The sequence below is a fragment of the Coralliovum pocilloporae genome (assembly GCF_030845175.1).
In the GTDB taxonomy this organism is placed as follows: Bacteria; Pseudomonadota; Alphaproteobacteria; order Rhizobiales; family Cohaesibacteraceae; genus Coralliovum; species Coralliovum pocilloporae.
The window spans coordinates 1327146-1339333 of the sequence record NZ_CP132542.1; the positions used below are offsets into that span (position 1 = coordinate 1327146).

Sequence of the window (12188 nt, forward strand, 5' to 3'; positions counted from 1 at the left end):
TTGCCTAAGTCGCGACAGGTAAGGCCCTATTTCAGGCGCTCAACAGTGAAGCCCCGCGCCCGCAACAGTGCGACAAGCCCTTTCTCACCCGGCAGATGCAACGCACCAACAGCAACAAGAATACGCCCCTTTTCAAGATAGGGCTGCGCCCGCTCTGCCATCCGGTGGTTTCGTCCGTCCAGGAGAGAGTTGTAGAATGCTTTTGATGCTTCCAGCGCGCCACTTTCTTCCGCCAGCATCAGGTTCCAGGACCAGAACAACGCGGTTTCTTCCGACCTGTAGATATCAGTCATCGTGATCGAGATATCATCAAGCTTGTCAACCAGAGCCAGCGTGGACCGCAACAGGACAAGCTGATCGTCAAGAGGCAGATTGACGAGACTCTGAAACTGCTCTGCAGGCGTCTCAAGACCATAAACGTCTCGTCCGGCTTCTGTAATCCTGGCAGCAATCCGCGCATCAACCGTAGACGACAGGCTGGATTTCACCTGATCCGGTGTCAGCGCCCGACCGCATGAGGGTAAGGACAGGGACGTCGCCACATAGACAGGCTGGAACCGGTGCATATAGTCAAGCGCCTGCCCCTTGTCCTTCAGCACCTGTTCAAGCACCAGTATTTCACCGGCTGTGAGATGATTCCGCAGGGAATCACCTTCCGGCAGAAGCAGTTTGCCAAGATTAGCGAATGACGCCGCCAGCATAGCCGCCGGGTCGGCGACTTCTTTCAGTTCAAACGCAGCTCCATCCACCTCGCTCCAGACCCTCGCAAGCCCCTCCGGAAGATCAGGAACAAGCTTCGGGCCCACATGAATTGTGCCAACAAGATAGGAGATGGCACCCGACGGAGATGTAACCTGCCACACAAGCCCCTTGCCATTGGGGATGGCATCCGCTGATGCTCTGAGTACGCGGTATTTATCCGGCTCATCAGTCTTGAGCGCATCAATCAGATTGTCTCCGGGGCAACTCGGAGCACTTTGCGCCTGCCCCTCCACGGGTGCCAGACCAAGAAAAGCAACAAGGCCGATCGCAAGACCGATTAAGCGCATCAGATCACTCTCTTCACTGCTCGGACAGTTTTATGCCCGGCTCATAATCCTTGCCATCAACAGTCTTGATGACAGCCTGTCCACACACCATGCTCTGGCTGTCACCATTGAAAGCATAGTTTGGCGAGCCATACAGCTCCCAGCCATCAGCCAGAGCTTGTGAGACTTTATGACAAAAGCTCGCATCGTCCGGTCCGGTCAGGTAGCGGTACAGTTTCATTGTGGTCTCTCCGTGTCAGGCTTGTTCAATCAGGCTGTTTCGGGATAGGGAGGTGATGAAACGCATATGACGGTGTTACCGCGAGGGCGTCAAGTTCAGTTTGAAAAGGGGAAACCATGGCTGCCGAACCATATGATGTTGTCATCATCGGCGGAGCCATTATGGGGGCGTCAATCGGCTGGTTCCTGACCCAAAATCCTGATTTTGACGGCACAATCGCTATTGTAGAGCGCGATTCCACATTTCAGTATGCCTCAACAACCCTGTCCGCAGCCTCTATCCGACAGCAATTCTCAACCCCGGAAAACATCGCCCTTTCCCGATTCGGCCTGTCATTCCTGAAAGGCATGCCCGACCATTTTGGACCGGATGCCGATATCGGCCTTGTGGCAGGTGGCTATCTGATCCTGGCCAGTGAGGACGGAGAGAATACCCTCCGCAGCAATTATGCTGTCCAGCAGCAGAATGGCGCTGACATTCTCTGGCTTTCCGCAAATGAACTGGGTCAGAAATTTCCCTGGCTCAATCTTGATGATTTATGCGCTGGCACCCTCGGGCAAACCGGAGAGGGCTGGTTTGATGCCCACCTTCTTCTATCCACTCTGCGCAAGGCGCTGAAATCTCAGCCGTCCGTGACCCTTATAGACGGCGAGGTAGACGGCTTCAAACAAGCAAATAACAGGGTAACCGACGTCACCCTGACAGACGGACAGACGCTCTCGGCTGGCCATATCGTCAATGCTGCAGGCCCTCAGGCGGGCAGACTCTGTCAAACATTGGGCATAGATCTGCCTGTCGAACCCCGGAAGCGCTGCGTCTTTTACCAGGAATGCCCGGATACCGTGCCCGGCCTGCCACTTCTCTGCGATCCGTCCGGCTTTTATGTTCGTCCGGAAGGAAAGGGGTTCATCTGCGGGATGCCACCTGCACACGACCCGGCCGCAGATCACGACTTCACCGTCGACTACCCCCTGTTTGAAACAGAACTCTGGCCCCGACTGGCCCATCGAATCCCCACTTTTGAACGCTTGCGCCAGACCGGGGCCTGGGCCGGGCATTATGATTACAACGCCTTTGACCAGAACGCCGTTCTGGGATCCCATCCAGAGCTGCAGAACTTCATGTTCGCAAACGGGTTTTCAGGTCATGGCCTGCAGCATGGCCCCGGTGTTGGCCGGGCGCTGGCGGAACTGATTGTCTATGGCCACTATCAGAGCATAGACTTGTCCCTCTTCGCCTTTGACCGATTGCTTGAAAACCGACCCGTTATCGAGCAAAACGTTATTTGATACCCAAACCACCAGATGGATGCTGACCATGCCCGGCCCGATCGTTGTTCTTTCAAGCCATGTGGCCCGGGGCTCTGTTGGCGGACGCGGCGCAGGGTTCGCCCTAATGCGACGAGGTCATGACGTCTGGTCGGTTCCAACCATCATGCTGCCTTATCATCCGGGCCATGGGCGCGGAACACGCCTCGTTCCGGATCTGACTGAATTCAAATCCCTTCTGCAGGATCTGGCCGAGAGCCGCTGGGCCACAGAAGTTTCCGCCATCATGACCGGATATCTGGGGCATGCGGAGCAGGCCCCGATGATTGCGGATTTCATCCGTGACATGCGCATAAGAAATCCGGATCTGCCGGTTCTGTGCGATCCTGTCATCGGTGATGAGCGCGGGCTCTATGTCCCGCGCAACATCGCCGAGGCCATTCGCGATCACCTTTTACCTCTGTCAGATATCGCCACACCAAACCGTCATGAGCTGATGTGGCTCGCCGACAACATGAGTGTCGATGACAATGAAACCCTGGCCGGGCTTGCAAAAAAGATTGGTCCAAAGATCGTTCTTGCCACCTCGGCTTTTGCGATGATGAACAATCGTTCCGCCACGCTGCTGGTGGAAGATGGCCCGGTTCTGCTGGCGGAACACCCCACTATTCCGGCAGCACCCAACGGGCCGGGCGATATGATCGCTGCCCTGTTCCTCAGCGAATGGCTTGCCCATCGGGATACGAGACGCGCTCTGGAGGTCGCATCAGCGGGAATTTTCGAACTTCTGGCGCGTTCGGTTAAACAGGGCGCAGATGAACTGGCGATCGCCACCAATCAGGACAGCCTCGTCCGCCCTGTGGCCACCATAGCCGTGCGTCGCATTCTCTCGGCCAAACCAAAACCATGACCGATTCCCCTTCTGTTGCCGGGCTGGATGGCTGCAAAACAGGCTGGTGCATGGTAACCCTGTTGAATGGTAACCCGTCAAAGCCACAGTTTGAAGTGATCCCTCATATCAGTGAGGCAATCCACCATCCGCTCAAGCCAGCCATCCTTGCCATCGATATGCCGATTGGCCTGCCCGAACAGGCAATCAGAGGTGGGAGGGATGTTGAAAACAGTGTCAGGCCTCACCTTGGAAACAGGCAGTCCAGCGTTTTCTCAGTACCCGCCCGCTCCGCTGTCATGGAAGAGGACTACATCAAGGCCTGCGAAGCGGCACTGGCGCATTCGGACCCGCCTCGTAAAGTCTCCAAACAGTGCTTTAATCTCTTCCCGAAAATCCGGGAGATCGATGCCATCATGACACCGGATCTGGAACATCTCATCTATGAGGTTCACCCGGAGTTCGCCTTCTGGCGGCTGAATGACGGGCAGGCCATGCAGAGCCCCAAAAAGATCAAGAGCCGGGCCCATCCGGCAGGGATAGAAGATCGACAGGTACTTCTGGCAAAGCACGGAATCCCCCCAGGTTTCTTTAGCGAACCGCGCCCGAAAGGTGTCGGGGCCGACGACCGCGTAGATGCCACTGTCTGTGCCCTGATTGCCCTGCGTATCCTCAAAGGCGAGGCAGATGCATTTCCACCGGACTACAAACGGGACGGGCGCGGTTTGCGCATGGCCATCTGGGCCTGAACAAAGGAATACTCAGTCATGATTTCCCCTGAAATTTCCCATGAAATCACTCCTAAGATCGCGCCTGAAGCCATTCGCCAGACCTACAGTCTGATACAGCCCCATATCCGGCAGACACCGGTCATCAACATGGATGGGGCTGAATTCGGCCTCACCAATCCAGTCTCGCTCAAGCTTGAGCTCTTTCAGCATTCCGGCTCCTTCAAGGCACGGGGTGCCTTTACAAACCTGCTGACCCGCTCATTTCCCGAGGCAGGGGTCGCTGCCGCATCGGGCGGCAATCATGGTGCTGCAGTCGCCTTCGCCGCACGCAAGCTCAATGTGCCAGCCAATATCTTTGTGCCATCTATTTCAAGCCCCGCAAAAATCGAGCTGATCAGACAGGCCGGAGCCAATGTTCATGTTGAGGGCGACAGATATGCAGACGCTCTGGCGTTTTGCGAAGCATTTCAGGCCCAAACCGGCGCTGACGGCATCCATGCCTATGATGCACCTGAAACACTTCTGGGGCAGGCAACCACCGGCCTTGAATGGCAAAACCAGACCGACACTCTCGACACTGTGCTGGTGGCTGTTGGCGGCGGCGGCCTGATTGGAGGGCTTGCGAACTGGTTTCAGGGGCGGGTGAATGTAATCGGTGTCGAGCCGGAAGGCGCATCTGCGCTGCATCAGGCTCTCGATGCTGGCGCTCCAACAGATGTGGACGTCAATTCCCTTGCGGCAGACTCCCTTGGGGCCAGACGGATCGGACAGCTCGGGTTCGATGCCATGAAGGCCTATGGCTCCGGCACGGTGCTGGTGTCCGATAACGCCATTCGGCAGGCGCAGACACGACTATGGCAAACCATGCGCATTGCTGCGGAGCCCGGTGGCGCAGCAGCCCTCGCCGCACTGTTGAGTGGCGCATATACTCCGGCACCCCAGGAGAGACTGGGAATCCTTGTCTGTGGTGGAAACCTGGATCCCGCCACGCTGACTGGGTAAATAGCGAAAAACCCCATCAAACGACCTATGATGCGGAAAGGGATATTGTGTTTTCCGGCAAAATGGCTAGACACGCCGGAACGCAACAATCATTGGAGGGATGACAAGATGACAGACAAAGCACCGTTTCCTCACAAACTTCTCGTCGGCTACGACATGTTCCGCGAAGGTCGCCTGGCGCAGGAGAGATCCCGCTATGAAGCTCTGGCACGCCGGGGGCAGAAGCCGGAGGTCATGATCATTTCCTGCTGTGACAGTCGCGCGGCACCGGAAACAATTTTTGACTGCGGGCCCGGTGAGCTGTTCGTGGTCCGCAATGTGGCCAACCTCGTGCCCCCCTATGCCCCGGATGGCGATTATCACGGCACAAGCGCCGCGCTGGAATTCGCCGTCCAGGCTCTCAAGGTTCAGCATATTGTCGTCATGGGTCACGGCAGCTGCGGCGGCGTCAAGGCAAGCCTTGATGACAGCTTCCAAGCTCTGTCAGAAGGTGACTTCATCGGCAAGTGGATCAGCATGCTGAAACCGGCTATCGAAACTCTCGCCTGCCTTGAACTTGAGGACGGTGACGACCGCCAGCGCGCCCTTGAATATGCAGGCATCCGTCAATCCATCAGCCATCTTCGGTCCTTCCCCTATGTTGCAGAACAGGAAAAGGCAGGGCAGCTCAGTCTTCATGGTGCCTGGTTCGATATTTCAAGTGGCGAGCTGAGAACGATGAACCCTGAGACCGGATCGTTTGACAACGTATAAGATCAGGCCGTTCGGCCTAAAGCACCAGACCTTTAACTTGAATTGGTAGCGGTGCTTTAAGGATTTGTTTTTGCTCGAGCTTTTATCTGAAAAGTCTATCAACTTTTCAGAAGCACGCTGTAAAACACAAAAACGCCCGGCATAACTGCCGGGCGTTTAAGTCTGTAGAATGCAAATTTAACTTAGGCCGCAGCCTGCTTTGGTGAGATCAGGCCTTTGTTGACCAGAAGCTCTGCAATCTGAACCGCATTCAGAGCAGCACCCTTGCGCAGGTTATCGGAAACAACCCAGATATTGAGACCGAAATCAACTGTCGGATCCTCACGGATACGGCTGATATAGGTGGCATCTTCACCAGCACATTCATGCGGGGTGACATAGCCACCATCTTCGCGCTTGTCGACCACCAGACAGCCAGGAGCCTCACGCAGGATCTCACGCGCTTCATCGGCAGACAGCTCTTCATGGAATTCGAGGTTGATCGATTCCGCATGGCCGATAAACACGGGAACGCGCACTGCTGTTGCCGTGACCTTGATCGACTTGTCGAGCATCTTCTTGGTTTCGGCGACCATCTTCCACTCTTCCTTGGTGGAACCGTCATCCATAAACACATCGATATGCGGGATGCAGTTGAAGGCAATCCGCTTGGTGAATTTCTGAGCTTCAATCGGGTCGGAAACAAAGACGGCGCGGCTCTGGTTGAAAAGCTCATCCATACCTTCTTTGCCGGCACCGGATACGGACTGGTAGGTCGAGACGACAACACGCTTGATTTTGGCCCGCTCATGCAGAGGCTTCAGCGCCACAAGCATCTGGGCCGTTGAACAGTTCGGGTTGGCAATGATGTTCTTTTTGCCAAACGCGTCAACGGCGTCTGCGTTCACTTCCGGAACGATCAGCGGCACATCCGGATCGTAACGGAAGGCTGAGGAGTTATCGATAACAACGCAGCCCTGCGCGCCGATTTTCGGAGACCAGTCCTTGGAGATTGACCCACCAGCAGACATCAGAGCGATATCCGTGTCGGAGAAGTCATAGGTATCCAGCGCCTTCACCTTCAGGGTCGTGTCTCCGTAGGAAACTTCCGTACCCTGACTGCGACGGGAGGCGAGCGCCACCACTTCATCTGCCGGAAAGCCCCGCTCCTGCAGGATGTCCAGCATTTCCCGGCCCACATTCCCCGTGGCGCCGATAACTGCAACTTTGTAACCCATGGATTCCTAACTCCGATGCTCTCCCATCAATTCCGCGACCCGCGCCGCGTCTCACTCTCCGCCTGGTCCCGGGAGAGCATGTGGGAGACAAGCGAGGAGTCAGACCGTGGTGGTCTTGGTGGTTTTGATGGTGGTCGTCTTGGTGATCAGGGCACAGGCCATCGTGGCAGCAAAAGCCGCAGCACGTTTAGACCGAATGTGAGGCACAAAGCCGCTCATAGGATTACCCTGTTAAAAACCGACGCCTGTTCTAAACGCTTTTCCGGCCCTGTCAATGGGGCAAACCATCAGAACAGTCTTTGTTATTCCATCAAAATTTCATGATCAGTGGTCTGATGGCGAGGGCGGTCCACCATTTGACTCGGCATTGCCGCGTGCGGACCCTGCAGCATTGGGGTTTGAATTGGCAGCCTGCCCCAGAATATAACCCGCAATTGCACTGATCAAAGCCACCAGCCCGCGATCCACATCCTTGATCATCGCAAGAACAGCGATGGTCGGCAAAAGCATGGCAATTGTCAAAAGACGGAGATTATTGTCGGCCAGGCTGACATTGTGCGTCGTCATGAACTTGAAAAAGCCCTGAATAACAAGAACACTCAGCAGCAACAGTACAAGAACGATGAGAAAAACGATAATCGTACCCTGAGTGGGGCCTTGCAGGATCAAGGACTGGAAGACCCCATCGGCCTGCGAAACAGCATCGCCCGAATTGAGAGCCGGTTCCGTTTTTACATCATTTTCCGCCATCATTCCCCCCAATGATTGTACTCTATCTTACTGCAATCATTAAAGAGAGGCGGCAGACCGGAGTCAATTTCTATCGACTCCGGCCGTCTTTTCGATTTCTAACCGGCGATCTTCTGAATCTGGCTCAGAATGGCTGAACCCATCTCGTCTGTGCTGACCGCATTGCCGCCAGCACCGGCAATATCTCCGGTGCGCAAACCATCGGCCAGAACATTGGCAATCGCCGTCTCAACCATGGTGGCTTCTTCCACCATGCCAAGCGAATAGCGCATGGTCATGGCAAGAGAGGCGATCATTGCAATCGGGTTGGCAAGGCCCTGACCGGCAATATCCGGAGCAGATCCGTGCACAGGCTCATACATCGCCTTGCGCTTGCCAGTTGCCGGGTCCGGCTCGCCAAGGGATGCGGACGGCAGCATGCCAAGGGATCCGGTCAACATGGCAGCCACATCCGACAGCATGTCACCAAACAGGTTGTCACAGACAATCACATCAAACTGCTTCGGACGACGCACCAGCTGCATGCCGCAATTGTCTGCCAGAATGTGATCCAGTTCCACATCGGAATATTCCGCCTGGTGCACATCGGAAACCACCTGTTTCCAGAGCACGCCAGACTTCATCACATTGTTTTTCTCTGACGACGACACCTTGTTGGACCGGGTCCGCGCCATATCGAAAGCCACCCGCGCGATGCGCTCGATTTCACCCGTTGTGTAAAGCTGGGTATCGACAGCGCGCTTCTCGCCATTCTCAAGCGTCACGATTTCCTTTGGCTCGCCAAAATAGACGCCACCGGTCAGCTCGCGCACGATCAGGATATCCAGCCCTTCCACAATATCCCGCTTCAGGGATGAGGCATCAGCCAGCGCCGGATAGCAGATAGCCGGACGCAGGTTGGCAAACAGACCGAGATCCTTACGCAAGCGCAGAAGACCGGCTTCCGGACGCTTATCGTAGGGGACTGTATCCCATTTCGGGCCGCCAACGGCACCGAACACAATGGCATCAGCCGCCTGTGCCAGATCCATAGCGGCATCAGTGATTGCCTCGCCATGCGCATCATAGGCGGCACCACCCACCAGATCATTTTCAAGCTCGAAGGAATGGCTGGACTGACTGTTGAACCAGTCAATGACCTTTTTCACTTCGACCATGATTTCCGTGCCGATGCCGTCACCCGGCAGGAGCAGAAGTTTATGCGTAGCCATAGAAATTCACTCTCATTCCTCAAGCACATCCAGCAAAAGCCGGGTGCTCGGTCCGTTTAACAATTGCAGGGAAGCCCTAGGGGGAACCCCTAGACCCAGGGGCGGCTTGCCAGTTCCTTGTCCTCGAAAGACTGAATGCTGTCGCTTTTCTCAAGCGTCAGGCCAATATCATCCAGACCGTTGAGCAGGCAGTGCTTCTTGAAGGCATCGACGTCGAATGCAATGGCACCACCATCCGGGCCCTTGATTTCCTGGGCTTCAAGATCAACCGTCAGCGTCGCGTTGGAGCCGCGCGAGGCATCATCCATCAGTTTGTCCAGATCATCCTGACTGACGACAATTGGCAGAATGCCGTTCTTGAAGCAGTTATTGTAGAAGATATCCGCAAAGCTGGTGGAGATAACGCAACGGATACCGAAGTCGAGCAGAGCCCAGGGCGCATGCTCACGACTGGAGCCGCAACCGAAATTATCAGCCGCCACAAGAATTTCCGCATTGCGATAGGCAGACTGGTTCAGAACGAAATCCGGGTTCTCCGCACCATCCTCATTAAACCGCATTTCATAGAACAGGGATTTACCAAGGCCAGTCCGCTGAATGGTTTTGAGGAACTGTTTCGGAATAATCATGTCGGTGTCGACATTGATCATCGGCAACGGGGCGGCAACGCCGGTCAGCGTCGTGAACTTCTCCATCAGGGATCTCCAAACGTCTGCGGGCAGCGGTTCGGCACGCGCCCGAAAATACATCCCCGGTTCATGCGCTGGGAACAGCGTCTGGTCAAGCCCTTCGTACGAATCATTACACGAATTGACGGCGAAATCGGAAAATGAACACCAGATGAACCGCTATCTCAGATTTGGTTCAGTTGTCCTTGGGTAACGTTTGATCATTGAGAGGTTGGAGGAAGTCATGTCGAGATTGCCATTTGGACTGATTGTCGTTGCCACCACTGCCCTCGGTGTTGGTGCAGCAACATCACTTGGCAAGGCTTCCTCCTATCACAACGATTGTTCCAATATTTGTCCTGTTTGCCAGGATTCACAGTCGGCCCATTTGCCGTCTGCTTTTACCAATATTCACTGCATTTCGCAGGCTTTCTCTTTCAGCACGTAACCCTTTAGATCCGTTGGCAACAGCGGGTTCCCTAATTTGCCCAACGACTGGACCGTGCCTTCGGGCACGGTCTTTTTTGGTTCAGGTGATGTCATGAAATCCATGAGAGCAGATGCCATACACCAAATAGAACTGTCAAAAAGGCTGGCCAGAACAGGATCCGTTTCCAACGCGTCCATCGAGTTCTTTCGTGAAAACGGGTGAGTTCACCTTCAACCAGCGGATCCGGCTTGATAATGACGGGACGCCGCCCCCGCTTTCGGTGCCCAAACCAGCCCGGAACTGGCATTTTCGGGAGGGATTTATGCAGCCGATAACCACTCTTGGTCAGGTCAGCACCTCCAACGGGACAAAAGCCCTTGTCAGCCTTGTCCCTATCCCATTTCGAGCGTTTCCGCATCCTGCCCTCATCAAAAAAGCCGGCCCGGTTATCCCGGGTCGGCTCAGAATAAAGCGCAAAGATTGCAATGTCTCTACTGACTTCAACCGTAGTTGCGGATATCCACGAAATGACCTTCGATCGCAGCAGCCGCAGCCATGGCCGGAGAGACCAGATGGGTGCGGCCCTTGAAGCCCTGACGGCCCTCAAAGTTACGGTTGGAGGTTGACGCACAACGCTCGCCCGGCTTCAGCTTGTCGGCATTCATGGCCAGACACATGGAACAGCCCGGCTCACGCCAGTCAAAACCGGCGGCCGTGAAGATCTTGTCGAGGCCTTCCTGCTCTGCCTGTTCCTTCACAAGACCGGATCCCGGCACGATCATGGCGTTCACACGGTCACTGACGGTCTTGCCTTCAACAACCCGGGCGACAGCGCGCAGGTCTTCAATACGGCCATTGGTGCAAGAGCCGATAAAGACGCGATCAATAGCGATATCCGTCATCTTCGTGTTGGCTGCAAGGCCCATATAATCCAGTGCACGCTCAACAGCCGCGCGGCGGGTCACGTCTTCAATCGTGGACGGATCCGGAACCGTACCGGTTACAGTGGTCACATTCTCCGGGCTGGTGCCCCAGGTGACAATCGGCGGCAGGCTTGCAGCGTCCAGCTTGATAATCGTATCAAACTCTGCACCTTCATCGGTATAAAGCGTTTTCCAATAGGCAAGAGCCTGCTCGAACGCGGCGTCCTTCGGAGCCTTCGGGCGACCCTTGATATAGTCGAATGTGGCCTGGTCCGGCGCGATCAGACCGGCGCGAGCACCGCCCTCAATCGACATATTGCAGACAGTCATCCGGCCTTCCATGGACAGCGAACGAATAGCTTCACCGGCGTATTCTATCACGTGTCCGGTGCCGCCAGCTGTGCCGATCTCGCCAATCACCGCCAGAATGATATCTTTTGCCGTCACGCCATCAGGCAGGGTCCCGTCAACCTGCACCAGCATGTTTTTGGCTTTTTTCTGAACCAGGGTCTGGGTTGCAAGGACGTGCTCAACTTCAGACGTGCCAATGCCGTGTGCCAGCGAACCGAATGCACCATGGGTGGAGGTGTGGCTGTCACCACAGACAATGGTCATGCCCGGCAGCGTGAAGCCCTGCTCCGGTCCGACGATGTGAACAACACCCTGACGCTTGTCGAGTTCATTATAATACTCGACGCCGAATTCAGCCGCATTCTTGGCAAGTGTTTCCACCTGCAGGGCAGAATCCGGATCATCGATGCCCATGCTGCGGTCTGTTGTCGGAACGTTATGGTCAACCACCGCCAGCGTCCGCTCAGGTGCACGCACCTTGCGGCCCGTCATACGCAGACCTTCAAAGGCCTGCGGAGACGTCACTTCATGAACAAGATGGCGATCAATATAGAGAAGGCAGGTGCCATCATCCTGCTGATCAACCAGATGGTCATCCCAAATCTTGTCATAAAGCGTGCGTGGTGCAGACATACTATTTTCCTCGAGTCCCGGCGCAGATTATCTTCCGGCTTGAAGAGTCTTTCCGCTATGGACTTTGCATAAATTCCAGACTGAACCGTTCAT

13 protein-coding genes are annotated in these 12188 nt (G+C 55.4%); 5 read left to right on the forward strand and 8 right to left on the reverse strand.

Annotation, left to right across the window (positions count from 1 at the left end):
* Window positions 1-26: 26 nt before the first annotated feature.
* Together RA157_RS06170 and RA157_RS06175 are read right to left on the reverse strand one after the other, a co-directional pair.
* A complete protein-coding gene (locus tag RA157_RS06170; RefSeq protein ID WP_350335595.1) occupies window positions 27-1049 on the reverse strand; it encodes a TraB/GumN family protein in 1023 nt (340 codons plus the stop codon).
* 13 nt (window positions 1050-1062) lie between these two features.
* Window positions 1063-1269, reverse strand: coding sequence for a DUF1737 domain-containing protein (locus tag RA157_RS06175; RefSeq protein ID WP_350335596.1), 207 nt, complete (start codon window positions 1267-1269; stop codon window positions 1063-1065).
* 116 nt (window positions 1270-1385) lie between these two features.
* Here RA157_RS06175 and RA157_RS06180 point away from each other — a divergent pair, with 116 nt between their 5' ends.
* The 5 genes from RA157_RS06180 (at window position 1386) to RA157_RS06200 (ending at window position 5912) form a co-directional block, all read left to right on the forward strand.
* The gene (locus RA157_RS06180; protein ID WP_350335597.1) at window positions 1386-2558 is read left to right on the forward strand and encodes an NAD(P)/FAD-dependent oxidoreductase; all 1173 of its coding nucleotides are present in this window, start codon (window positions 1386-1388) and stop codon (window positions 2556-2558) included.
* A 28-nt stretch (window positions 2559-2586) separates the two neighbouring features.
* Window positions 2587-3447 (forward strand): pyridoxal kinase, encoded by an 861-nt coding sequence (gene pdxY / locus RA157_RS06185; protein WP_350335598.1) that lies wholly within the window; start codon window positions 2587-2589, stop codon window positions 3445-3447.
* Entirely contained in the window at window positions 3444-4175 is a 732-nt protein-coding gene (locus tag RA157_RS06190; RefSeq protein ID WP_350335599.1) for a DUF429 domain-containing protein, read from the forward strand. Before pdxY ends, RA157_RS06190 begins: the two co-directional genes overlap by 4 nt.
* Before the next feature lie 18 nt (window positions 4176-4193).
* On the forward strand, window positions 4194-5159 hold the full coding sequence (locus RA157_RS06195) for a threonine/serine dehydratase (RefSeq protein ID WP_350335600.1): 966 nt from the start codon (window positions 4194-4196) through the stop codon (window positions 5157-5159).
* Between the two features lie 108 nt (window positions 5160-5267).
* The gene (locus RA157_RS06200) at window positions 5268-5912 is read left to right on the forward strand and encodes a carbonic anhydrase (RefSeq protein ID WP_434058472.1); all 645 of its coding nucleotides are present in this window, start codon (window positions 5268-5270) and stop codon (window positions 5910-5912) included.
* Between the two features lie 182 nt (window positions 5913-6094).
* On the opposite strand, the gene RA157_RS06205 is transcribed toward RA157_RS06200, so the two are convergent.
* The 6 genes from RA157_RS06205 to leuC all read right to left on the reverse strand — a co-directional run bounded on the left by RA157_RS06205 (window position 6095) and on the right by leuC (window position 12095).
* On the reverse strand, window positions 6095-7129 hold the full coding sequence (locus RA157_RS06205) for an aspartate-semialdehyde dehydrogenase (protein ID WP_350335601.1): 1035 nt from the start codon (window positions 7127-7129) through the stop codon (window positions 6095-6097).
* A 324-nt stretch (window positions 7130-7453) separates the two neighbouring features.
* Window positions 7454-7882: a hypothetical protein gene (locus RA157_RS06210; RefSeq protein WP_350335602.1), complete on the reverse strand. Its 429-nt coding sequence runs from the start codon at window positions 7880-7882 to the stop codon at window positions 7454-7456.
* Between the two features lie 95 nt (window positions 7883-7977).
* Window positions 7978-9090 (reverse strand): 3-isopropylmalate dehydrogenase, encoded by a 1113-nt coding sequence (leuB, locus tag RA157_RS06215; RefSeq protein ID WP_350335603.1) that lies wholly within the window; start codon window positions 9088-9090, stop codon window positions 7978-7980.
* Between the two features lie 89 nt (window positions 9091-9179).
* Window positions 9180-9785, reverse strand: a complete 606-nt coding sequence (gene leuD, locus RA157_RS06220; RefSeq protein WP_350335604.1) for a 3-isopropylmalate dehydratase small subunit — start codon at window positions 9783-9785, stop codon at window positions 9180-9182.
* A gap of 384 nt (window positions 9786-10169) precedes the next feature.
* Complete coding sequence (locus tag RA157_RS06225) at window positions 10170-10385, reverse strand: hypothetical protein (protein ID WP_350335605.1); 216 nt, start codon at window positions 10383-10385, stop codon at window positions 10170-10172.
* Between the two features lie 303 nt (window positions 10386-10688).
* Window positions 10689-12095, reverse strand: a complete 1407-nt coding sequence (gene leuC, locus RA157_RS06230) for a 3-isopropylmalate dehydratase large subunit (RefSeq protein ID WP_350335606.1) — start codon at window positions 12093-12095, stop codon at window positions 10689-10691.
* Window positions 12096-12188 lie beyond the last annotated feature (93 nt).